Origin of the sequence: Pedobacter suwonensis (genome assembly GCF_007833675.1) — a bacterium.
Classification (GTDB): Bacteria; Bacteroidota; Bacteroidia; order Sphingobacteriales; family Sphingobacteriaceae; genus Pedobacter; species Pedobacter suwonensis.
Window position 1 is genome coordinate 4141873 of the sequence record NZ_CP031708.1, and the last position, 22130, is coordinate 4164002.

Consider the following 22130-nt stretch of genomic DNA (forward strand, 5'->3'; position numbering starts at 1 on the left):
GTAAAAATGGAAGATGTATGATGGAATTTAAAACGTTTCAACATTTAAACCTTTCGATAATAAAAAATGGATAGAGAAGAATTATTAGGCGCAACACCCGAGGAGAACGGAGCACCACAAAAGAAGCAGGAAAGTCCGCTGATAAGCTTAGAAAAAGACCTGGAGTTTTATGCTGATGCGATTAAAGAAGTTGCCATCGAAATTATGGTTGAAGGCATTTCAGCCTACCCGATTTTTATTGCGCACCAACACGAGGTGAACATTGGAGAACTTATCTTAAACAAGGAAGAACTTAATACCGATTGGACGATACAAGCTTCTACCTTTGAAGAGTTTGTAGAAAAAGGGATCATCAGCAAAGAGAAAAAAGAACCCTTCTTAAAAGTGTATAAAAAACCGGAAGATTTTATGTGCGTATTCGTAATCGTTCCTGAAGGTGCTAACTTTATTTATTATCCGTATAAAAGAGGTAGAGGGTAGAACGATGGAGGGGTAAAGATTTATGTGCCAATGGCAATAGTAGCCAGAATCTGTATAATCTTCGAGTATCTGGGAATTTTTTATAAAGAAGACGCTGCTTGCATCCACAGAGCAGCGCCTATCATTAACTAAACTAAACTTTTAATTTACGTGGTGCACATCCCCACTTTTTGAGCTTGATGTTTTTTTAAGTGACGCGTTCCCCTTATAACTTACATCGCCACCGCCACTTGCACTGGCTTCCAAGCCTTTGTTTACGTAAAGATTTACATCAGAACCACCAGAAGCCTGAACCTTTGCATAATCTGCAATTAATTCATAAGCATCGATATCGCTACCGCCACTGGATTGAATAGTCATATTTTCTGCTTTTCCTTTTAAATCAATGTCGCTGCCTCCGCTTGATTGGATAGATAGATCTTTACAAACTACGCTAAGTTTCAAATCTGATCCACCGGATGACCGGATGGCAAGTTTATCTGTCTTGAGCTGATTTTGTGTAAAAACATCTGAACCTCCCGAAGCTGCTATCGCATTTAAGCTTTTAAAACTGACGTAAGCTTTAATGGTACGGTTTTTAAACATACCTCCCCAGTTGATGCCATCTTTAAATTTGATGGTAACATTGCTGCCACTTTGCTCTACAACAATATCTTTTAATATTTCCGAATCAGCTTTTACATTTACACTTTCGCTTCCACCCTGGGTTAAGTACAAATCAATTCCGCTACTTACCCCAATGCTGTTGAAGTTTTTAACTGTGAAGCTTTTGGTTTCCTGTGCTTTAGCTATGTAGCTAGCTGCCACTATAAATAAGATGGCGGATGATTTGATAAAGATTTTCATATTTGTTTTTCGTTAAATGATTATGAAGCTATTGCAATGCAATATTTGCATCTCAAGGCTTCGGTTCTCGTTTTGGTTACAGATTAGACGCATCTCTGGCGAAAACGTTGCAAACGATAGAAATTATTTTTTAAATAGTTTGAATTTCATCCTTAAAATCGTTCTTTTTGTATTCAATCCGATTATACAATGGCATCGCAATTACTTATTCTTAACAAGAAACAAATTCAGCAAAAAATAGATCGTATCGCTTATCAGATTTTAGAAGATAACCTGAACGAGAAAGAAGTGGTACTTGCCGGTATTTGGGACCGCGGTTATAAATTAGCGCAAAGGTTAGAGAAAGTGCTTAAAAAGATTTCAGGCTTTAAACTTACCTTGTTGCGTATCGATCTGCAGAAGGAAAGCAGCAAACTGGTAGCTTCAACAAATTTGGATGAAAGCCATTGGAAAAACAAAGTGATTATTATTGTTGATGATGTATTGAATAGTGGTAAAACCCTTGCTTATGGTTTAGGTGTTTTCTTAAACACGCCACATAAAAAAATCCGTACGGTGGTTTTGGTTGACCGCAGCCATAAAATCTTTCCCATTGCCACTGATTTTGTTGGACTTGAACTTGCCACTGTTTTAAAAGAGCATGTTGATGTAGTGATGGATGTGGAGGGTGAGGAAGACCGGGTTTATTTGAGCTAGGATTGATGTAAGATGGAAGAGGTGGTATGGGCGATGGGATAGTATAACTGATATTGTTGCGCGTACTACAACTACTCAATATCGTCCTCGTTTGTAACGAGGATGTGAGAAGAGCGATTTTATCGCTTATTTAATTATTTATATTGAAGATATTTGCGCCACACATTACAAATGTGGATCTCTCTGATCCTCGTTTCAAACGAGGACCATAATTTTATTCTGGAGTCAGCATAATTTTGGCGTTTCTTTACATTGCGATATCGTCCTCATTTGTAATGAGGATGTATTAGAAACGCGATTTTATCACTTATTTAATTATTTATATTATAGGTACTTACGCCACATTACAAATGTGGATCTCTCTGATCCTCGTTTCAAACGAGGACCATAATTTTATCTTGGATTTAGCATAATTTTGGCGTTTTTTTATATTGCGATATCGTCCTCGTTTGTAACGAGGACGCGTGAAAAGAGCGATTTTATCGCTCTCTTTAAATCAATTCAATTTTTATTAAACCCTCAATTCCTGCATAATCCCTGGCGCTACTGTAAATATATTGTTCAGGAGATTCAACTATACCAGCTTTAACTGGGTTCTCATGGATATAATGTAGTTTTTGATATGCATCTATTTCTTGCAAATCGATAGGATGATTGTCATATTGCCAGATTTTATAATTTTCGGCCCTATTGGTTTTTCTAGCTTCAAAATTAAACTTATCTAAAAGCCAATCTTTTCTGCTTTCAGGTATTTCCTTAATTGCTGTTGCAAGTTTTTTAGATGTAAATTTTTTAAAGTCTCTCAGAAAATCAGACATTTTATTTGGCTCTTCACATCTTCCAATAAAATGAATGTGATTCGTCATCAGAACCCAAGCATTCAGTATTAATCCTTTATACTCAATACAGTGCCTTAATGAATCAACAATTATGTTTTTATATTCCGGTCGCGTAAATAAATCGATCCAACCGACTATTGTGCAGGTTATGAAATAAGTTTGATGCTGACCCGTAATGATGTATCTGCTTCCTCCCATAATAACAGATATTTAAATCTTTCAATAAAATTATGCCATCGGTAATGCAATATTTGGGAGATTTACAGTAAATATAAATAAATATTCGTTTGTTATAATAAGATTATAGTCCTGGTTTGGAACTTGGATGTATCAAAAAAGTGGTGAAATTGCTTATTGAGAAATTATTATGTAGTTTCATCACATTAGAAATGTGAATCTCGCTGATCCTAGTTAAAAACGAGGACCATCAATTCATCAAAACAATCTTTTTAATCATCTATATATAGTACACATTTGCAATTCACCTCAATTTTTTGCAATTTTCCGAAATGTATCAGCCCAGAAAAAATAATCTGATTTTCAAATTTTTCTCATGGTATATTCAGTTTATTATCAAAAAAGATTTTGCTGCATTCAATTATAATGCAGTAGAAATAAAATCGGATTCTTCTATTTTGATCCTGGCCAATCATTTCAGCTGGTGGGATGGTTTTTTTCTGTTTTACATCAACAAAAAAGTGTTAAAAAAACAGTTTCATGTTTTGGTGAATGCCGAGAACTACACTAAAATAGGTTTTTTGAAGTATTTAGGTGCTTTTGCTGCCGAAAATAAAGGTAAAGATGTGCTGGAGACGCTCAACTATGCAGGCAAATTGTTAGATAATCCTGCAAACCTGGTGCTGGTATTTCCACAAGGCAAATTGTATTCTAACCATTTAAACGGTATTAATTTTGAAAAAGGGGTCATGCAGATCATTAATGCCAGCCAGAAAAAAATCAATATCATTTTTGCTGCTACTTTTATCGATTATTTTGCCAAGAGAAAGCCTACAGTTTATAATTATTTACAGCGTTGGGAAACTGAAGAGTATGTAAGTTTGCAATTGCTAAAAAGCGCCTATAATAAACATTACGATCAATCGGTTGTTAAACAAAATCAACTAATTGAATGACAGTTTTTATTTACGCCGTTTTAATTTTTCTGGTCATCCGCGTTTCGGTTACGGTTTTCAATTTCCTTTCTAACCCAAAGTTGCCAAGGGTTGTTAAACATCATCATGACCTGGTTTCGATTCTCATTCCTGCAAGAAATGAGGCGGAGAATATTTTAGAATTGCTTATTTCGATAAAAAATCAGGATTATACCAATTATGAGGTTTTTGTTTTGGATGATAACAGCAACGATAATACTTTCGGGGTAGTCGAAAAATTTTGCCTTGATAATCCGAAATTCAAGGTGGTAAGTGGTAAAGCGTTACCTCCAGACTGGCTGGGTAAAAACTATGCCTGTCACCAGCTTAGCGAATTGGCCACCGGTAAATACTTATTATTCATTGATGCTGATGAAACCATTAAAAGAGGGTTGATCAACAGCCTCATCAGCAGGATGGAAATTGGAAGCCTTACCTTGCTCAGCGTTTTTACCAACCAAACAATGAAATCGATAGGTGAATGGTTAACTGTGCCTTTGATGCATTTTATCCTGTTGAATTTATTGCCTTTGCGATTGGTGAAGCTTTCTAAAAATCCGGCTTTTGCAGCAGCCAGTGGGCAATGTATGTTTTTTAATGCCCATAATTATAAAGAAAACCGTTGGCATGAGCGGGTTAAACATCATGTTGTGGAAGATGTGGAAATTATGAAACTGGTAAAACAGGAAAAATTTAATGCAGAAGCACTTCTGGGCAACGGATTGATTTATTGCAGAATGTATAAGAATTTGAGCGAAAGCATAAATGGCTTTAGTAAAAATTTACTTGCAGGTTTTGGTAATAACATCATAATATTATTACTTTACCAGCTTTTGGTAACGGTAGGACCATTGGTTTTGATCTTAAACTTTAATGTTACTTTACTTGTATTACCATTAACTTTAATAGTATTAAGCAGAATGATGATTTCCTATTTATCCGGACAGCGTGTTTTGATAAATCTGGTTCTACATCCTTTACAGATGTTGTTCTTCTTAATCATTTCACTCATTTCTATAAAAAAACACATTTTTAAAACGAGCACATGGAAGGGCAGAACGATCAAAACGATTTAAAGGTTAAAAGAATTGCAGTTGCAATAATTGTCGTTTTTCATGTAGTTGGCTTGTTTGGCTTCATAATCCCCGCTGCACAGCCTTATTTTGTAAAACTAGTCCCTTTTCATTTATTGCTGATGTTTGCCATAATTGTTTTTTCATACAATGGCGATGTAAAAAGATTATTATTGTTCGTTTCAGGAGTATTTCTCTGTGGCTTTTTAGTCGAAGTATTGGGCGTACATACGGGAAAGATATTTGGCAGCTACTACTATGGCGATACACTGGGTTACAAAGTTGCTGCAGTTCCATTGCTAATGGGTATAAATTGGGTGATCCTGATATTCAGTATTGGGCAAATGATGAAAAGTATAAAAATCAGGCATAGTATTTTGGCATCGGTTATAGGGGGCTTTGCACTTGTAGGGCTTGATTTCTTTTTAGAACCGGTGGCTATGAAGTTCGATTACTGGCACTGGGACTGGCACGAAATTCCGGTTCAGAATTATGTGGCCTGGTTTATTGTTTCGGTAATTTTGCTGAAGTTTTATAATGCTTTAGGCCTAAAACAGCAGAAATATATTGGTGTGACTATGTTTGCCGCACAGTTAATCTTTTTTGTTGTCTTATACATGACAACCGGAACAAATATTTTTGCTTAATTTTGTATGTTAATTCTAATTAATTTGCATGATGGAAACTCTAATCGTACAGCCTAAAAATAAAAAACAGCTTTTGGCGGTTGAGGCCGTTTTACAAGCACTAAATGTAACTTTTAAAAAAGAGAAGAGCTATAGTCGTGACTCCATAAATGACATAGCCAAAGGAGAAGAAGATATAAAAAATGGACGTTTAACAAGGGTTAAGGATGTTCAAAATATATGGGAAAGTATTTTGTAGACATTACAGATCAAGCTAAAAAGCAATTAGCTGAGATTTTTAAATCAGGAGACAAAGCTTCCATTAAAAAACTTCAGCAAATTTTTATAGAATTAAGTATTCATCCAAAATCAGGTGTAGGTAAACCTGAACAGTTAAAATTTGAATTTTCCGGTTATTGGTCAAGGCAAGTAAATAAAAAGATAGATTAGTTTATAGAATTGATGAAGAGATTATTGCTGTATTTGTAATTTCTGCAAAGGGACACTACCATGATAAATAACTAATCCTAAGAAAAAAATGAGCAATCTAAACTTACAGGTTAATATCGATAAATCATCAGGCTTTTGCTTTGGCGTAGTATATGCTATAGAAATGGCAGAAGACATTCTGGATAACGAAGGTTATTTATATTGCCTTGGCGATATTGTGCATAATGATGAAGAAGTAGCGCGTTTAACCAATCGCGGATTAAAAATTATCGATCATGAGTTCCTAAAAAACTTAAAGAACGAAAAAGTTTTGATCAGGGCACACGGTGAGGCACCTTCAACCTATCAACTGGCTTTAGAAAATAACCTTACATTAATAGATGCTTCATGCCCGGTTGTGCTTAAATTACAGAACAGGATTAAAAATTCGCATGATGATAATGAGCAGGTTCTTATTTTTGGTAAGCATGGCCATGCTGAAGTGATCGGATTACAAGGCCAAACAGCTGGTAAAGCCATTGTTTTTCAGGATTTGGCCGAATTAGATCAGGTTGAGCTTCCGGCTAAATTTACCTTATACAGCCAAACTACTAAAAGCACCGATAAATTCTATCACATTAAAGATGAATTATTGAGTCGTGGTTACGAAGTTAAGGCCAACGATACCATTTGCAGACAAGTATCTAACCGATATGAAGAACTGGAAGATTTTGTGAGTCATTATGATAAGATCGTTTTTGTTTCGGGAAAGAAATCTTCAAACGGAAAAGTGCTTTATGATGTTTGTAAGAAATATAATGCTAATTCTTACTTCATTTCGAATGTAGAAGAGTTGGAGCAAGGCTGGTTTGCTGAAAACGATAGGGTAGGTATCTGCGGAGCTACCTCTACCCCAATGTGGCTGATGGAAAATGTTAAAGCCGCTTTGGAGCAGTATTAGATTATAAGAAGATCTGATAAGTATTCTATAGTAGAATCGTCATCTCGACTGTAACGCAGTGGAATGGAGAGATCTGCTTTGATAGATCTCTCGACTTCGTTGCACTTCGCTCGAGATGACGATCACATATTTTGATATAAAAAATTGAAAAAGATAAATCCATATGCCGGAATTCTGGTTGCGTTAACCGTAATTACCTGTTGGTTTATTTCTCTTTATTTTTTGCTGATATGGGATTTTAAATGGAGCAATCCTTTGGTTTATCTCATGGTTTTTGTTCAGATGCACTTGTACACCGGCTTGTTTATAACCGCCCACGATGCCATGCATGGAACAATAGCGCCGAACACAAAGGCGAATAATTTTATTGGTTATCTATCTGTTTTTCTCTACGCTGGTTTTTTTTATAACCGTTTGTATGCGAAACATCACCAACATCACCGTCATGTACATACTGAAAAGGATCCGGATTTTGCGCCACATGGCTTTTGGAAATGGTATTTCCGTTTTATGTTAAATTATGTTACCATTATTCAATTGGTTATTATGGCCATAGCTTTTAATGTTTTAAAAATCTGGATTGATGAAAAAAATCTCTTACTATTTTGGGTACTGCCATCTTTGTTAAGCACTTTTCAACTCTTTTATTTTGGAACATATTTGCCTCATAGAGGAGAGCATGATAATGAATACCATTCGAATACGTTACAGAAAAACCATTTTGTAGCTTTTATAACCTGTTACTTTTTTGGTTATCACTTTGAGCACCATCAAAAGCCAGGTATGCCCTGGTGGCAGCTTTATAAAACGAAGGGATAACAGTATCATCAGTAGTGAGGCCGGGTTAGCAACATCTGATCATAGCGTAAGATGTTTTTACCTTACACTAAATAAACAACCTCTAATTTCCTAAAGAATCTTTTGCTGGTTTCTCCAACTGTCAGATAGTAAAATCCGGCTGCACAGCGATAGTAGCCGCTACAAATAAGAGTTAATAAGGTCTAAAAACGTTAAAAACTTGCACAAAACTGCGTACATAAACCTGACTGGACGAAAATCCTTTTTGAGGTATGAACGTTTAAATAGCATTACCTGCCACAAAAAGATTGTAGGGAAGGCAGGACCATACTTAAATGTACTTGCTATCTTCGCTTTTCTAATAAATAGGTAGCCAATACAAGTTTTTTGACCAAAAAATGGCGGCCATTAAATTTTTACATAGGGAAAAAGCAATAAAAAGGCGATATTTGCGCCACAAAACATATTCTTGGTATAAATGAGCAAAAAGGGAATTTTACTGGTAAATTTAGGAACACCTGATAGTCCGGCAACAGCTGATGTTAGAAGATACTTAGACCAATTTTTAATGGATGAAAGGGTAATCGATATTCCCAAACTGAACAGGACATTATTGGTTAAAGGTATTATTGTTCCCTTCCGTAGTCCTAAAACTGCAAAATTATATAAAGAAATCTGGAATGAAGATGGCTCACCGTTGCTGTTTTACAGCAGGGTACAGGCTAAAATGCTTCAGGAAAGATTAGGTGATGAATACCATGTAGAACTGGCTATGCGTTACCAAAATCCATCTATTGCCTCTGCTCTGGCCAATTTAAAAGCAGGTTTGGTAGAAAGTATACAGGTAATCCCCATGTTTCCACAATATGCTTCTGCCAGTACCGGTTCGGTAATGCAGCTGGTAATGGAATTGGTGAGTAAATGGCCAACAGTTCCCCCCATCTCTTTCATTAATTCATTCCACGATAACGAATTAATGATAAAAGTTTTTGCCGAAAATGCAAGAAAACATCACGTAGAAAGTTATGACCACGTATTGTTTAGTTTCCACGGCTTACCAGAACGTCAGCTTTTAAAATGCGATCATACCGGGAGTTATTGTTTAAAAAATGCCGATTGCTGCCAAACATTAAATGATACTAATAAATTCTGCTATTCTGCCCAGGGACATGATACCGCCAGGTTAATCGCTCAGGAATTAAACCTGTCAAAAGATCAATATACTGTTTGTTTTCAGTCCCGTTTAGGTAAGGAACCATGGGTACAGCCTTACACTACCGATGTGTTAAAGAAATTGGCTGCCGAAGGCAAAAAACGCCTTTTAGTTTTTAGCCCGGCTTTTGTGGCTGATTGTTTGGAAACGCTTTACGAAATCACGGTAGAATACCACGAAGAATTTAAAGCGTTGGGTGGCGAACATGTTCAGTTGGTGGAAAGTTTAAACGATAGTCCTGTATTTATTGAGGCTTTGGCCGGAATGGTAAAATAGATCAACGATGGGAAGTTTTATTATTTTAATGGGCGTATCAGGAAGTGGTAAAACAGTAATCGGAAAAGCCCTGGCCCCAAAAATAAATGCAGAATTTATAGATGGTGATAACCTGCATTCGCAACGGAACGTAGATAAAATGGCAGCTGGGATTGCCTTGACAGATGCTGATCGCTTAGATTGGCTACAGTTGATTGCTAAAGTTGGCCGTGAACATGCTGACAATGGAGGCAATTGTATTATCGCTTGTTCTGCACTTAAAAAATCTTACCGGGATCTGTTGAGAGCAGATAATAAATCCATACATTTTGTGTATTTGAAAGGAAGTTTCGATTTGATCCACGATCGCATTGTTAAACGCAGTCATCAATACATGCCTTCCAGCTTATTACAAAGTCAGTTTGAAACCTTAGAAGAGCCGCAAGCAGATGAACCGGATGTATTTACCGTTTCTATAGACCAAAGTATATCCGAAATAGTTGAAGAAATTGCTAAGGCTGATCTGGTTTAGTAATTACAGAAACAATCTGACCTGTTGCCCCTTTTTTATCCCCCACATATTTGCTGGCCGCATTCGCTGCGTGTCGATCGCTTGCAAAAGCATTAAAGGCATTAATTAGTTCTTCAGCTGATGTTATGCTTCTCGCCGCACCGATGGCAATAAGATCTTTTGCTTCCTGAAATTTATTGTATTTAGGTCCGAAAATTACCGGTAACCCAAATGCCGCAGCTTCTAAAGTGTTGTGGATGCCTATGCCGAAGCCGCCGCCGATATAAGCCAGCTTACCATATTGATATAATGACGAAAGCATACCAATGTTGTCGATGATTAAGATTTGAGATTTTAGATTTAAGCGTTGAGAACTGCTGACTTCTGACTGGGAACTGAAAGCTGAAAACCGTACACTGCCAACGGAAAACTGTTTCTCAATACTTTCTATATGGCTTTCGTGGATCTCGTGTGGGGCAATGATAAATTTCCAATTCGGATATTGCAGAGGTAATGCAGATAATATTTTTTCATCTTCGGGCCAGGTACTTCCGCAAACTAAAGTAGGGGCGCTACCGATAAAGCTTTCAATAATATCGAGCTGTTTTGGTGATTGCGCATTTTCGTAAACCCTGTCGAAACGGGTATCGCCACTAATGGTTACATGATTTAATCCGATTGATTTTAAAAGGTTTGCGCTTTCCTCATTTTGCACAAAAAAGTGGGTGACCGATTTTAATATGTTTCGGTAAAAACTGCCATACCATTTAAAAAATACCTGACTTTCTCTGAAAATCCCGGAAATCACATATAAAGGAATGCCCTTGGCTTTTAGTTCCTTAAAATAGAAATGCCAAAATTCATATTTGGTAAAAATCGCTATTTCAGGGTTAACGGCTGCTATGAAACGTTTGGCATTAGCCGCAGTATCAATCGGGAGATAAAATACGTCAGCCAAGGCATAATTTTTTCTAATCTCGTATCCCGAAGGTGAGAAAAAAGTAACTACAATTTTCTTTGTCGGGTAAAGAGCTTTCAGTTTTTCTAAAACCGGCCGGCCTTGTTCAAATTCGCCTAAAGAAGCAAAATGGAACCATACATGTTTTTCTGCTGGATTAACTATCTGGGCAATCGAGGTAAAGATATTTTTGCGGCCATTGATAAACAATTTTGCCTTTGGATTAAATAATGAGAATATCCTGATGAGTAAAGTATAGCCCCAGATTCCGATGATGTAAAGTAATTTCATATCTTCGTGCCAAGATAAAAGGAATATATTTAAAAAGCTTAAAATATATGAAAGCCTTGCGTTTTACTGATATTAATGGATAAACAGACTTCACGGCCCGCCTTTTAGCTAGTCAAAATAAAATGAGGAATCTGCCTGAAAAATTAAATCATTTTTGATGGGCGGAATTGATACGATTTGAAAAAAATGACCGATCTTGGCTATAATTATAACGCTAAAGGTAGAAGACTATAAACCCCTGTTTTACCATTGTGGATAACATCAAAAATATATTGAATAAGATTATTAAAAAATATGAGTGAAATAAAGGAAAAATTCCCTTCGGAAAGTTTGGGGAGTAGAAAGAGAATATTGATTACAGGCGCAGCCGGATTTTTAGGCTCACACCTTTGTGATCGTTTTGTAAAAGAGGATTATCACGTGATCGGGATGGATAACCTGATTACCGGAGATATAGCTAATATCGAACACCTCTTTAAACTGGAGAATTTTGAGTTTTATAACCACGACGTTTCCAAATTTGTTCACATTCCAGGTAAGCTCGATTATATTTTACATTTTGCTTCACCTGCAAGTCCGATTGATTATCTTAAAATTCCAATCCAGACCCTTAAGGTAGGCTCTCTGGGCACACATAATCTTTTGGGTTTGGCGCGTAATAAGAATGCCAGGATGCTGATTGCATCGACCTCAGAAGTGTATGGTGATCCGAATGTAAATCCTCAGCCGGAAGAGTATTGGGGAAATGTAAATCCGGTGGGGCCACGTGGTGTTTACGATGAGGCCAAGCGTTTTCAGGAAGCCATAACTATGGCTTACCATACTTTCCATGGCGTAGAAACCAGAATTGTTAGGATTTTTAATACCTATGGACCAAGAATGCGACTAAATGATGGACGTGTTTTACCTGCTTTTATCGGACAGGCTTTAAGAGGGGAAGATTTAACTGTTTTTGGTGATGGAAGTCAGACACGCTCTTTTTGTTATGTTGATGATCTGATAGAGGGTATATACCGTTTATTAATGAGCGACTATGCTCAGCCGGTAAACATTGGTAATCCGGATGAAATCACGATCAAACAGTTTTGTGAGGAAATCATCAAGCTTACTGGTACTACACAGAAAATTGTTTACAAGGAACTTCCGCAGGATGATCCGAAACAGCGTAGGCCGGATATTTCAAAAGCGGAAGAGCTATTGGGTTGGGAGCCAAAAATAGGTCGTGCAGAAGGATTAAAAATTACATATGAATACTTTAAGTCTTTGTCTTCAGAGGCTTTGGAAAAAATAGAACATAAAGATTTTACCACATTTAACCGTTAAAATGGCAAAAATATTAGTTACTGGCGGAACAGGATATATCGGTTCGCACACAGCAGTAGAATTACACAACGCAGGATACGAGGTTGTAATTATCGATAACCTTTCTAATTCGAATATCAAGATTTTAACCCAGCTGCATGCCATCACCGGTAAATGGTTTAATTTTCATGAAATTGATTTACAGGATGAAAAAGCAGTAAGGGAATTTGCCGAAAACCATGCTGATATAGATGGAATTATCCATTTTGCTGCTTACAAGGCGGTGGGTGAATCGGTAGAACAACCCTTAAAATATTATAAAAATAACTTTTTCGGATTAATTAACCTGCTTACTTCATTTAACAGAAAAATTAATTTTGTGTTTTCTTCATCATGTACAGTTTATGGTCAGCCAGATACTTTGCCGGTAACCGAAGCGGCATCAGTTAAAAAAGCAGAATCTCCTTATGGGAATACCAAACAGATTGCTGAAGAGATACTGGCAGAAACTGCTGCGGTAACGCCTGATCTAAGTGTAATCGCTTTGCGTTATTTTAATCCGGTTGGTGCACATGAAACTGCTTTGATTGGTGAGCTGCCAAATGGTGTGCCTGCAAACCTTGTTCCCTTTATTACCCAATCAGCTATTGGAAAACGTGGTCCGATTACTGTTCACGGAAATGATTATGATACGCCGGATGGTTCCGCTATCCGCGATTATATCCATGTGGTTGATCTTGCAAAAGCACATGTTGCCGCTATAAAAAAATTAGAAGATGGGAATCCTAACGGTAACTATGATGTATTCAATATCGGTACCGGTAAAGGATTTTCAGTTTTGGAGATTATTGCTGCTTTCGAAAAAGCAAACGGACAGAAACTGGATTATAAAATCGGGCCAAGAAGGGCTGGAGATGTTGTGGAGATTTATGGCGATGTAGAGAAATCAAATAACGAATTGGGCTGGAAGGCCGCCCTCGATATCAATGAAATGATGCGCTCTGCCTGGGAGTGGGAAAAATACATTAAGGCTAATCCTTTTTAAATGAAATTATCGGAGCACAAAGATTTAAAAACCGCTATTGCTGCACTGCCTGTTAAAGAAAAAGACAAGCTGTTATTGCGTCTGGTAGCAAAAGATAAAGTGCTTACCGAACACCTTCATTATAAGTTATTAGAGGATGAGACGGATCTGGAAGACCGCAAGGAAAGGATTAAGGCTGAAGTTGAGGAGCAGATTACTGAGCTTAAAAAACTGAATGCAAAAGAAGCTTTAGTAAAAGTGAGGAAGATGATCACTGCTGTCAATCATTTTTACAAAGTGACAAAAGATCCTGTTGGAGAGGTTGAGCTAAAATTGTTTATTCTTAATACTATCCCTCTGGATTATAAAAAGTCAATTTTTGGTTACCGCGATTTTATGATGCTTTTTAGTGTTTATTACATTAAAACGGTTGCGGTAACCATCAATAAATTCAAAAAACTTCATGAAGACCTGCAGTTCGACTTTGCGGAAAACCTAAATCAGCTGCTTGATAAAATTTACTCCTCTAAATTGGCTGGTGCTGCAGAAGCCAGCAATTTACCAAAAGAAATCGTCTAAAGCTATAGCTTATCATTAGGCTCGGATTACAGCACTACTGAACCAGTTTATTCATACCTTAACGCCTCTACAGGATCCAGTCTGGAAGCTTTTTTTGCGGGATAATAACCAGATAAAATTCCAACTAATACACATAATACAAAACCACCAATAATAAACAACCACGGGATTAAAAATGAACCACCCATGGCCAGGGAGATTAAGTTTCCTAATACAATGCCGAGGAAAATCCCGAATACACCACCCATTAAGCAGATTACTACGGCCTCAATTAAAAACTGGCGACGGATGACTTTTGGATTGGCTCCAATGGCTTTACGTATACCAATTTCGCGCGTACGTTCGGTAACAGAAACCAGCATGATATTCATCAAACCTATCGAGGCTCCAATTAAAGTGATAATACCGATTGCAACACCACCGATGGCTACAAACGCCAGGTTTTCGAACAAGGTTTGGGCAATGGCATCACTTTTGGTAATTTCGAAATTGTTGGGTTCGCTTACCTTTACTTTGCGTATATTTCTGAATAGCGCAGTAGATTCACCAATAATGTTTTCCTGCATGTCATTACTAGGTACCATTACTGTAATGGTATAAGATGGATTGGCATTGGCATTAATCTGCTTTGCTTTCAGCAGTGGCACGTAAACGGCCCTGTCTCCACTAAAGCCCATACTCGATCCTTTTTTCTCCAAAATACCAACAATTTTAAATCGGTTATTGCCTACATTGATCAACTTATCCAAGGGATCTGAATCTTTGAAGAGTTTTTCAACTACTTCGCCACCAACTATACAAACATTACTTCCCAACTGTATTTCAGAAACGCTAAAATTTCTTCCCTGTGAGAGGTTTAAGCCCTGAGCGGCTAAACCATTTTCATCAATCCCCTGAACGTTAATATTTGGGTTGGTTTTTAAACTACCATATTTTATAGTAGAACCACCACTAGCAAAAACACTTACTGCCACGGTAGCGGGGGTATTCAGGCTATCTTTAAACTTAACGGCATCTTCGTAACGGATGGCTTTAAAAGGTTTGGGTCTTTTCCCGTTTCCAATCCTGATTCCTGTACCCCGGTTTCTGATGGTAAATGAGTTGGCTCCCATGCTACTAAAAGCATCTGTCATACTTTTTTTTACAGCATCAAGAGTGGTTAAAATCCCCACCAAAGCCATTAAACCAATGGCAATAATCAAGGCGGTAAGCATGGTACGCAAGCGGTTCGCTTTAATAGATTCTAATGCCAGTCGGATGTTTTCTCTGTAATTCATTTATTGTAAGTGCCAGGTCAGGTATTGAGTATTAAGTATGGAGATGGGATTTAACCTTATACCCTACACCTTTTGCCTTAAACCATTATGTGTAAAAATAAAAAAAGTCCCGATGTTTAGACAAGGGGACTGTATGATATGTTACAATAATATTTTATTTATGCCGAGAAACTCGTGCCACAGCCACAGGTGCTGGTTGCATTGGGGTTAATGAAGGTAAACCCACGTGAATTTAAGCCGTCCTGCCAATCAATCATCATGCCCATTAAGTACATCTGGTGTGCTTTGTTCATGAAAACCTTGATGCCGTTGATCAGAAATTCCTGATCGCCATCTTTTTTCTGATCAAAACCTAAAACGTAATTCATGCCGGCACAGCCACCACCTTCAACGCCAACGCGCAATCCGTAATCATCGCCAATTTCCTGCTGATCTTTTAATTTATATAACTCTTTGGCTGCCCCTTCGGAAAAACTAACTGGTGCAAATGCTGTATCAACTGTTGTGCTCATGTTATTTAAATTTAATCTGTTACAAATATAAATAATAATGTACATTTTTGCTTTTAGCAGGCAGTTAATATTACTGTACTTAAACAATACTTATGAATACACAACAGATTTTAGTTGATATAATGATCTTATTTGCAGGCATTTTTATGGCCTTAATGGCAACTTATTACATTTTAAGAAACGATATTCAACGTTTTTTTAACTTAAAAACCATCGAACTGAACAAAGAGAGCCGGGCGCAGATTTTACCCCTGCGCTTACAGGCCCATGAACGTTTGATTATATTTGTTGACCGTATTAACCCTGCTAATTTGCTTGTTCGGTTGCATCAGCAAGGGATTGCCATCGCTACTTTACAAGCAGGTATTTTAAATGAAATCCGTGCAGAATATCAACATAACATTACCCAGCAGCTGTATATAGATAGTGTAACCTGGGGAGTGGTGAGAAAACTAAAAGATGATACCATTGCCATGATCAATAACGCGGTGCCAGGTTTACCAGCCGATGCAAATGGGATCGAACTCAGTAAAGCAATTTTACAGCACATGGCCGGTATAGAAGAAAATCCGTATGATTTAACAATTGAGATGATCAAGAAAGATATTTATAAACTGTTTTAGCGTTGATTGTTAAATGAAATCTGGTGAATAGCTGAGTTTACAGTTACCGATTAACCGTTTTCGATAAGTAACCACGAACTGCTGGCTATTGGTCTGTAAAGCACAAACAAACTAATGGCTAATGAAGCATTGAACTAATAAACTAACCAAATGAGCGAGAAAAAACATACTACTACTTCGGGGATTGAAATAAAAGCCTTATATACAGAAGCGAGGCCCATGAAAGAGTTTCCTGGTGAATTTCCTTTTACCAGGGGAATCCAAAAAGATATGTACCGTGGGCGCTTATGGACGATGCGGCAGTATGCTGGTTTCTCAACCGCTGAAGAATCAAACAAACGTTATCATTATTTATTGGCGCAGGGAACAACTGGTTTGTCTGTTGCTTTTGATCTTCCCACGCAAATTGGTTACGACTCTGATCATGAAATGGCTGAAGGAGAGGTGGGCAAAGTTGGAGTGGCTATTGATTCATTAAAGGATCTTGAAATTTTATTTGATGGTATCGAGCTGAAAGACATCACGACCTCAATGACGATCAATGCAACGGCTTCAATTTTATTGGCCATGTACATTGCGCTGGCCAAAAAACAAGGGGCAGATTTAAAGCAGATTTCAGGTACAATACAGAACGACATCCTTAAAGAGTATGCAGCAAGGGGAACATACATCTATCCGCCAAAGCCATCGATGCGTTTAATTACCGATATTTTTGAGTTTTGCAGTAACGAAGTACCAAAATGGAATACCATCTCTATATCTGGCTATCATATCCGTGAAGCTGGATCTACCGCGGTGCAGGAACTTGCTTTTACATTGGCCAATGGCAAAGCTTATTTAAAAGCTGCTTTAGATCAAGGTTTAAATATTAACATCTTTGCGAAACGTTTGTCATTCTTCTTCAACTGCCACAATAATTTTTTTGAAGAAATAGCCAAGTTTAGGGCCGCAAGGCGCATGTGGGCAAAAATTACCAAAGATCTGGGCGCGACAGATGAAAAGGCCCAGATGTTGAGGTTTCACACCCAAACCGGAGGTTCAACCTTAACTGCGCAACAACCATTAAACAATGTAATCAGGGTTAGCAACCAGGCCATGGCTGCGGTTTTAGGCGGGACCCAATCCTTACATACCAACGGTTATGACGAAGCGTTGTCACTTCCAACAGAATCGGCGGCGAAAATTGCTTTACGCACTCAGCAAATCATTGCTTTTGAAAGCGGGGTTACTGATACGGTAGATCCGTTAGCAGGCTCATTTTTTGTAGAAAGCCTCACTGATGAGGTAGAAGCTGCAGCCTGGGCTTATATCGATAGGATAGATGCTATGGGAGGATCAGTTAATGCCATTGAAAATGATTATATGCAAAATGAAATTGCTGGTGCTGCGTATCAATATCAAAAGGAAATTGAAAACGGTGAAAGGATTTCGGTCGGCGTAAATAAATTTACCCAGGAGGAAGAAGGTTTTACCGAAGTGTTTAATATAGATGATTCCATCCGCAAGCTGCAATCCGAAAAGCTGGATCATTTAAAATCAACCCGCGATCAGCTTGCGGTTGAGCAAGCATTACACCAATTAAAAGAAGCAGCCAAAGGCGAAACGAACCTGATGCCATTGATCATTAACGCCGTTGAGAAATATGCTACACTTGGAGAAATTGCAGATGTATTTAGAGTCGCTTTCGGCGTTTATTAACTGAATATTTAACGCATTGATGTTTGCTTTGCTTTGAAAGTAAATTTTAAGTGTTCTGCTTTTGATAAACATCGCAACGTAACAAAAATTTTCGTTCTTCGATAATGAAAATATCAGCACTAAACTGTTGTAAAATTAATTCAGTGATAAAACGCCGGGAGATATATTATGCCATATTTTTAATTCAATATTAATTTATCGAAGCTATGGTTTTGATTCTCAGTTTATTTGAAATTTAAAATGCTAAAACGGTTAAGTGTGGTTAAAAATGGCTTAGATTTTGCTTTTCAGGAGCCGTTCGAAGTGAAGAACGGATATTGGCGATAAATCGTGAATAATGTGGATAACCAGTGTTAATAAATAGTTATCAACATAAAAAATTGAGGTTAACAGGTATACTGTATTACCTATCAATAGGTTACGATTTATTTAAAATTTTTGTTTAAAATGTTGATAATTATGTCAATATTCGTAGTCCCTAAACGGACCATCCCTTTAATTCGAATAGGTACTGTTAACCAATAAATTATAGAAATCGCAATGGAAAAAACTTGTACAGAAGTATGGAAGAACTGTCTTCAAATTATTAAGGATAACATTCCGGGCCAAAGTTTCAAAACTTGGTTCGAGCCGATAACGGCTCTTAAATTGGAAGGCAAGGTTTTAACCATACAGGTGCCAAGTTTGTTCTTTTACGAATGGCTTGAAGAACATTATGTGGGCTTGCTGCGCAAGACCGTAAAGAAACAACTTGGAGAGGATGGCAGGTTGGAATATAACATCGTTGTAGATAAATCATCAAACAGCGGTAATCCTTATACTACCAATATGCCCTCAAATGGAAATGGAGCGGAGGCAAAGGTACAATCGATGCCGATTCCGGTTTCCATTAATAAGGATATTAAAAACCCATTTATTATCCCTGGATTAAAAAAATTAAATGTTGATCCACAATTAAACGCTAACTATACTTTCGAAAATTATATTGAGGGAGATTGTAATCGCCTGGCGCGTTCTGCAGGTTACGCTGTAGCAGCTAAACCAGGTGGCACATCTTTTAACCCCTTAATGATTTATGGCGGAGTTGGTTTGGGTAAAACGCATCTGGCACAGGCAATCGGTAATGAGATTAAACGGAGCATGCCAGATAAATTGGTAATTTACGTAAGCTGCGAGAAATTCTGTCAGCAGTTTGTAGATTCCTTAAAAAACAACACCATTAACGATTTCGTTAACTTTTACCAAGCAATGGATGTAATCATTATGGATGATGTGCACAACTTCGCAGGTAAAGAAAAAACACAGGATATTTTCTTCCACATCTTCAACCACTTGCATCAATCGGGCAAACAGGTAATTTTAACTTCTGATAAAGCACCGAAAGATTTAGCCGGTTTGGAAGAACGTTTGTTAAGCCGTTTTAAATGGGGTCTATCTGCTGATCTGCAAATTCCTGATCTGGAGACGCGTATCGCTATTTTAAGGAAGAAAATGTATGCAGATGGTATTGAGTTACCTGGTGAGGTGGTTGAGTATGTTGCGCACAACATTGATAATAATGTGCGTGAATTAGAAGGTGCTATGGTATCTCTTTTGGCACAGGCCACGCTAAATAAAAAAGAAATTGATTTGGCGCTAGCTAAGCAGATGTTGAAAAACTTTATTAAAAATACCTCAAAGGAAATTTCAATGGAGTACATCCAGAAATTGGTTTGCGAGTATTTTGAGGTTCCTGTTGATATGGTGAAATCGCAAACACGTAAACGCGAAATTGTTCAGGCTCGTCAGATTTCAATGTATCTCTCTAAAAGCCATACTAAATCATCATTAAAAACAATTGGTGCTTTCTTTGGTGGACGGGATCACAGTACGGTAATTTATGCCTGCCAAACCGTTGAAGATTTAATCGATACTGATAAAAAGTTCAAAGCTTACGTACACGATATCCAAAAGAAATTGAAAATGAGCTAAACTTTTACGAGCTTATTGCTAATAATAAAAGCAGCCAGACGTTTAGCATCTGGCTGCTTTTTTTACCTGTAATTTTTGAGATGGGAATAAGGGGCCTGTCTCAGATTTTACAAACCCTTGGCTATTTCCTGGAACCCATAAAACAAAGCTGCAACGTGTAAGGCCTGGGCTATTTTGTTTTCATTAATCAGTTGCTTTACTTCATCAACAGTATACTCTTCAACATTTAAAATTTCGTGTTCATCTAAATGCTGTTCATGGGTTTTGATACCACCTGTTAAAAAGTAGGTAAATGTTCGGTTGTTCGATGTTGCAGGATTGGGATAAAGTTCGGCAATAAATTTACAGGTTTTAAAACTGTAACCTGTTTCTTCCAGCAGTTCACGCTTTACTGCAAACTCCGGAGCTTCGTCACCATCAATCACGCCACCTGGAACTTCCAGGGAAACGATATCGGCTGCATGGCGGTACTGGCGTACCATAATTATTTTTCCTTCTTCTGTTAACGCAATGGCATTTACCCAATTTGGGTATTCTAAAACATAATAATCATCCTTTATTACGCCACCCGGAAGTTTCACTTCATCAACGCGCAAGGTAGCCCACTGTTCGCGTACCAAATATTTAGAGGCAATTTTCTGCCACTTTTCTATAATCATTTAATTTATGTTGTTTATTTTGTTTGGCTCCATGCGCTTGGCGTTTAGCGCAGGTATTGTTGTATTGTTTTCTGACGGTGCAGGTTTACCAAATGTACAATCTTATGTTCATCCGACAGGTATTGATACACAAAATTAAGTTTTGGCACAACAGTCTGGTTACGCTCCTGACTTATGCCTAACTCATAATATAAAAATTCGCTTAACGAATCAAGTTTTTCGGGAGGAAGGTTGCTTGCCACGAGCCAATTTTCAAAAACAGACAGATCTTCATTTTCTAAAATTTCTTTCGGCAATTGAAAACCACTTTCCATAGTTTCTTCGAAAAGTCGATCGGCTTCAGTTAATTTACCCTCTAATTTGAGTCCCATGATGCGGGCTAAAACCTGGGTCAGTTTCTGTATTTCAGCTGTAATTAAATCTCTTCGGTACATGGATGTAAGTTGAAATGTTATTTTGTTGGAAAATTAAAATGTTCTGTAACGCTCAAAACAAAACCTTTTCCAATCTATGGACTATGGACTATGGACTATGGACTATGGACTATGGACTATGGACTATGGACTATGGACTATGGACTAAAGCTACCAGCTTCCACTGCTGCCCCCTCCACCAAAACTGCCTCCGCCAAAACCACCGAATCCGCCGCCTCCGCCACCGGAAGAACCGCCTCCCCAGCCACCACTGCTCCGACCACCGCCGCTTCCAAATAACATCGCCCAGAAAAGCGCGTTAGATGCTCCTCGTCCGCCAATAACTTCGCTTCCGCCTCCACCACCTTTTCTCATGATGATGATTATCACAATTACAATAATAATAATGATGGCAATGCTACCTGAGCCGCCTTTCTTTGAAGAAGCTTTCGGATTATCATTTTTATATTCTCCTCTGGTATATTTTATAATGGATGTAGTAGCCTCATCTAAGCCTGCATAATAATTTCCTGCTCTAAAATTGGGTTTAATATCATTATCAATAATACGCTTGGCATAAATGTCGGGTAAGGCGCCTTCAAGGCCGTAACCGGTTTGTATAGAGATTTTTCGGTCGCCAACTGCCACCACGATCATAATACCATTGTTTTTGCCGCTTTGCCCAACACCCCATTTTCGGCCTAGTTCTACAGCATACTCATTAATATCATAATCGCCTACCGATTTTAAAATAGCAACAGCAATCTGTGTAGAAGACGAATCGTTAAAGGTTACCAGTTTATTTTCGAGCTCCTGTTTCTGATCGGCCGATAATACATTGGCATAATCGTTAACCAAAGTACCAGGCTTTTCCGGAAAATCCTGAGCAAAAGCAAAAGCAAATAATAAACTGAATAATGATAAAAGGAATATTTTCTTCATCTC

Annotated in this window: 25 protein-coding genes; 17 read left to right on the plus strand and 8 right to left on the minus strand. The window is 37.7% G+C overall.

Annotated elements, in window-relative coordinates:
- The first annotated feature begins 66 nt into the window (after positions 1 to 66).
- The gene (locus DV942_RS17085) at positions 67 to 480 is read left to right on the plus strand and encodes a hypothetical protein (protein ID WP_145859549.1); all 414 of its coding nucleotides are present in this window, start codon (positions 67 to 69) and stop codon (positions 478 to 480) included.
- Positions 481 to 621: 141 nt separating this feature from the next.
- On the opposite strand, the gene DV942_RS17090 is transcribed toward DV942_RS17085, so the two are convergent.
- A complete protein-coding gene (locus DV942_RS17090) occupies positions 622 to 1326 on the minus strand; it encodes a head GIN domain-containing protein (protein ID WP_145859551.1) in 705 nt (234 codons plus the stop codon).
- Between the two features lie 189 nt (positions 1327 to 1515).
- Between DV942_RS17090 and DV942_RS17095 the strand changes: the two genes are divergently transcribed.
- Positions 1516 to 2022 (plus strand): phosphoribosyltransferase family protein, encoded by a 507-nt coding sequence (locus tag DV942_RS17095; RefSeq protein WP_145859553.1) that lies wholly within the window; start codon positions 1516 to 1518, stop codon positions 2020 to 2022.
- Positions 2023 to 2513: 491 nt separating this feature from the next.
- Here the strand turns inward: DV942_RS17095 and DV942_RS17100 are convergent, their stop codons facing one another.
- On the minus strand, positions 2514 to 3059 hold the full coding sequence (locus DV942_RS17100) for an REP-associated tyrosine transposase (RefSeq protein ID WP_145859555.1): 546 nt from the start codon (positions 3057 to 3059) through the stop codon (positions 2514 to 2516).
- A gap of 296 nt (positions 3060 to 3355) precedes the next feature.
- Here DV942_RS17100 and DV942_RS17105 point away from each other — a divergent pair, with 296 nt between their 5' ends.
- The 9 genes from DV942_RS17105 (at position 3356) to DV942_RS17145 (ending at position 9899) form a co-directional block, all read left to right on the plus strand.
- Positions 3356 to 3994, plus strand: coding sequence for a 1-acyl-sn-glycerol-3-phosphate acyltransferase (locus DV942_RS17105; RefSeq protein ID WP_244950730.1), 639 nt, complete (start codon positions 3356 to 3358; stop codon positions 3992 to 3994).
- A complete protein-coding gene (locus DV942_RS17110; protein WP_145859561.1) occupies positions 3991 to 5088 on the plus strand; it encodes a glycosyltransferase in 1098 nt (365 codons plus the stop codon). The genes DV942_RS17105 and DV942_RS17110 overlap by 4 nt, the downstream gene beginning before the upstream one ends.
- Positions 5058 to 5732 carry a carotenoid biosynthesis protein gene (locus tag DV942_RS17115; protein ID WP_145859564.1) on the plus strand — a complete coding sequence of 225 codons (675 nt, stop codon included), beginning with the start codon at positions 5058 to 5060 and terminating at the stop codon, positions 5730 to 5732. Before DV942_RS17110 ends, DV942_RS17115 begins: the two co-directional genes overlap by 31 nt.
- Positions 5733 to 5760: 28 nt before the next feature.
- Entirely contained in the window at positions 5761 to 5970 is a 210-nt protein-coding gene (locus DV942_RS17120) for a DUF2683 family protein (protein ID WP_145859567.1), read from the plus strand.
- Positions 5952 to 6161: a type II toxin-antitoxin system YoeB family toxin gene (locus tag DV942_RS17125; RefSeq protein WP_244278867.1), complete on the plus strand. Its 210-nt coding sequence runs from the start codon at positions 5952 to 5954 to the stop codon at positions 6159 to 6161. The genes DV942_RS17120 and DV942_RS17125 overlap by 19 nt, the downstream gene beginning before the upstream one ends.
- Before the next feature lie 88 nt (positions 6162 to 6249).
- Positions 6250 to 7101 carry a 4-hydroxy-3-methylbut-2-enyl diphosphate reductase gene (locus DV942_RS17130; RefSeq protein ID WP_090986568.1) on the plus strand — a complete coding sequence of 284 codons (852 nt, stop codon included), beginning with the start codon at positions 6250 to 6252 and terminating at the stop codon, positions 7099 to 7101.
- 144 nt (positions 7102 to 7245) lie between these two features.
- Positions 7246 to 7920: a fatty acid desaturase gene (locus DV942_RS17135; protein ID WP_090986566.1), complete on the plus strand. Its 675-nt coding sequence runs from the start codon at positions 7246 to 7248 to the stop codon at positions 7918 to 7920.
- A gap of 457 nt (positions 7921 to 8377) precedes the next feature.
- Positions 8378 to 9388, plus strand: a complete 1011-nt coding sequence (gene hemH, locus DV942_RS17140; protein WP_090986564.1) for a ferrochelatase — start codon at positions 8378 to 8380, stop codon at positions 9386 to 9388.
- A gap of 7 nt (positions 9389 to 9395) precedes the next feature.
- Positions 9396 to 9899, plus strand: coding sequence for a gluconokinase (locus DV942_RS17145; protein WP_145859569.1), 504 nt, complete (start codon positions 9396 to 9398; stop codon positions 9897 to 9899).
- Here DV942_RS17145 and DV942_RS17150 read toward each other — a convergent pair.
- Positions 9880 to 11127, minus strand: a complete 1248-nt coding sequence (locus tag DV942_RS17150; RefSeq protein ID WP_145859571.1) for a 3-deoxy-D-manno-octulosonic acid transferase — start codon at positions 11125 to 11127, stop codon at positions 9880 to 9882. The genes DV942_RS17145 and DV942_RS17150 overlap by 20 nt on opposite strands.
- Before the next feature lie 294 nt (positions 11128 to 11421).
- Between DV942_RS17150 and DV942_RS17155 the strand changes: the two genes are divergently transcribed.
- The 3 genes from DV942_RS17155 to DV942_RS17165 are packed head-to-tail and all read left to right on the plus strand — an operon-like array spanning position 11422 to position 14032.
- Positions 11422 to 12450 (plus strand): UDP-glucuronic acid decarboxylase family protein, encoded by a 1029-nt coding sequence (locus DV942_RS17155; RefSeq protein WP_145859573.1) that lies wholly within the window; start codon positions 11422 to 11424, stop codon positions 12448 to 12450.
- 1 nt (position 12451) lies between these two features.
- Positions 12452 to 13474 carry a UDP-glucose 4-epimerase GalE gene (gene galE, locus DV942_RS17160; RefSeq protein ID WP_145859575.1) on the plus strand — a complete coding sequence of 341 codons (1023 nt, stop codon included), beginning with the start codon at positions 12452 to 12454 and terminating at the stop codon, positions 13472 to 13474.
- A complete protein-coding gene (locus tag DV942_RS17165) occupies positions 13475 to 14032 on the plus strand; it encodes a hypothetical protein (protein WP_145859577.1) in 558 nt (185 codons plus the stop codon). It begins immediately after the preceding gene.
- A gap of 47 nt (positions 14033 to 14079) precedes the next feature.
- On the opposite strand, the gene DV942_RS17170 is transcribed toward DV942_RS17165, so the two are convergent.
- Positions 14080 to 15309, minus strand: coding sequence for an ABC transporter permease (locus DV942_RS17170; RefSeq protein WP_090986552.1), 1230 nt, complete (start codon positions 15307 to 15309; stop codon positions 14080 to 14082).
- A gap of 158 nt (positions 15310 to 15467) precedes the next feature.
- Positions 15468 to 15821, minus strand: coding sequence for a HesB/IscA family protein (locus tag DV942_RS17175; RefSeq protein WP_090986779.1), 354 nt, complete (start codon positions 15819 to 15821; stop codon positions 15468 to 15470).
- Between the two features lie 92 nt (positions 15822 to 15913).
- Between DV942_RS17175 and DV942_RS17180 the strand changes: the two genes are divergently transcribed.
- The 3 genes from DV942_RS17180 (at position 15914) to dnaA (ending at position 20113) form a co-directional block, all read left to right on the plus strand.
- Positions 15914 to 16444, plus strand: a complete 531-nt coding sequence (locus DV942_RS17180; protein WP_145859580.1) for a DUF7935 family protein — start codon at positions 15914 to 15916, stop codon at positions 16442 to 16444.
- Between the two features lie 150 nt (positions 16445 to 16594).
- Entirely contained in the window at positions 16595 to 18142 is a 1548-nt protein-coding gene (locus DV942_RS17185) for an acyl-CoA mutase large subunit family protein (protein ID WP_145859584.1), read from the plus strand.
- A gap of 540 nt (positions 18143 to 18682) precedes the next feature.
- Complete coding sequence (dnaA, locus tag DV942_RS17190) at positions 18683 to 20113, plus strand: chromosomal replication initiator protein DnaA (RefSeq protein WP_090502090.1); 1431 nt, start codon at positions 18683 to 18685, stop codon at positions 20111 to 20113.
- A gap of 107 nt (positions 20114 to 20220) precedes the next feature.
- Here the strand turns inward: dnaA and DV942_RS17195 are convergent, their stop codons facing one another.
- From DV942_RS17195 to DV942_RS17205, 3 genes are all read right to left on the minus strand, one after another.
- Complete coding sequence (locus tag DV942_RS17195) at positions 20221 to 20772, minus strand: NUDIX hydrolase (RefSeq protein WP_145859588.1); 552 nt, start codon at positions 20770 to 20772, stop codon at positions 20221 to 20223.
- Between the two features lie 44 nt (positions 20773 to 20816).
- Positions 20817 to 21206, minus strand: coding sequence for a hypothetical protein (locus DV942_RS17200; protein ID WP_145859591.1), 390 nt, complete (start codon positions 21204 to 21206; stop codon positions 20817 to 20819).
- 150 nt (positions 21207 to 21356) lie between these two features.
- Positions 21357 to 22127 carry a TPM domain-containing protein gene (locus DV942_RS17205; RefSeq protein WP_090986544.1) on the minus strand — a complete coding sequence of 257 codons (771 nt, stop codon included), beginning with the start codon at positions 22125 to 22127 and terminating at the stop codon, positions 21357 to 21359.
- Between the last annotated feature and the right edge of the window lie 3 nt (positions 22128 to 22130).

Coding starts and splice junctions, on each gene's coding strand:
- DV942_RS17085 (WP_145859549.1), top strand. CDS start 67: ATGGATAGAGAAGAATTATTAGGCGCAACACCCGAGGAGAACGGAGCA.
- DV942_RS17090 (WP_145859551.1), bottom strand. CDS start 1,326: ATGAAAATCTTTATCAAATCATCCGCCATCTTATTTATAGTGGCAGCT.
- DV942_RS17095 (WP_145859553.1), top strand. CDS start 1,516: ATGGCATCGCAATTACTTATTCTTAACAAGAAACAAATTCAGCAAAAA.
- DV942_RS17100 (WP_145859555.1), bottom strand. CDS start 3,059: ATGGGAGGAAGCAGATACATCATTACGGGTCAGCATCAAACTTATTTC.
- DV942_RS17110 (WP_145859561.1), top strand. CDS start 3,991: ATGACAGTTTTTATTTACGCCGTTTTAATTTTTCTGGTCATCCGCGTT.
- DV942_RS17115 (WP_145859564.1), top strand. CDS start 5,058: ATGGAAGGGCAGAACGATCAAAACGATTTAAAGGTTAAAAGAATTGCA.
- DV942_RS17120 (WP_145859567.1), top strand. CDS start 5,761: ATGATGGAAACTCTAATCGTACAGCCTAAAAATAAAAAACAGCTTTTG.
- DV942_RS17125 (WP_244278867.1), top strand. CDS start 5,952: ATGGGAAAGTATTTTGTAGACATTACAGATCAAGCTAAAAAGCAATTA.
- DV942_RS17130 (WP_090986568.1), top strand. CDS start 6,250: ATGAGCAATCTAAACTTACAGGTTAATATCGATAAATCATCAGGCTTT.
- hemH (WP_090986564.1), top strand. CDS start 8,378: ATGAGCAAAAAGGGAATTTTACTGGTAAATTTAGGAACACCTGATAGT.
- DV942_RS17145 (WP_145859569.1), top strand. CDS start 9,396: ATGGGAAGTTTTATTATTTTAATGGGCGTATCAGGAAGTGGTAAAACA.
- DV942_RS17150 (WP_145859571.1), bottom strand. CDS start 11,127: ATGAAATTACTTTACATCATCGGAATCTGGGGCTATACTTTACTCATC.
- DV942_RS17155 (WP_145859573.1), top strand. CDS start 11,422: ATGAGTGAAATAAAGGAAAAATTCCCTTCGGAAAGTTTGGGGAGTAGA.
- galE (WP_145859575.1), top strand. CDS start 12,452: ATGGCAAAAATATTAGTTACTGGCGGAACAGGATATATCGGTTCGCAC.
- DV942_RS17165 (WP_145859577.1), top strand. CDS start 13,475: ATGAAATTATCGGAGCACAAAGATTTAAAAACCGCTATTGCTGCACTG.
- DV942_RS17170 (WP_090986552.1), bottom strand. CDS start 15,309: ATGAATTACAGAGAAAACATCCGACTGGCATTAGAATCTATTAAAGCG.
- DV942_RS17175 (WP_090986779.1), bottom strand. CDS start 15,821: ATGAGCACAACAGTTGATACAGCATTTGCACCAGTTAGTTTTTCCGAA.
- DV942_RS17180 (WP_145859580.1), top strand. CDS start 15,914: ATGAATACACAACAGATTTTAGTTGATATAATGATCTTATTTGCAGGC.
- DV942_RS17185 (WP_145859584.1), top strand. CDS start 16,595: ATGAGCGAGAAAAAACATACTACTACTTCGGGGATTGAAATAAAAGCC.
- dnaA (WP_090502090.1), top strand. CDS start 18,683: ATGGAAAAAACTTGTACAGAAGTATGGAAGAACTGTCTTCAAATTATT.
- DV942_RS17195 (WP_145859588.1), bottom strand. CDS start 20,772: ATGATTATAGAAAAGTGGCAGAAAATTGCCTCTAAATATTTGGTACGC.
- DV942_RS17200 (WP_145859591.1), bottom strand. CDS start 21,206: ATGTACCGAAGAGATTTAATTACAGCTGAAATACAGAAACTGACCCAG.
- DV942_RS17205 (WP_090986544.1), bottom strand. CDS start 22,127: ATGAAGAAAATATTCCTTTTATCATTATTCAGTTTATTATTTGCTTTT.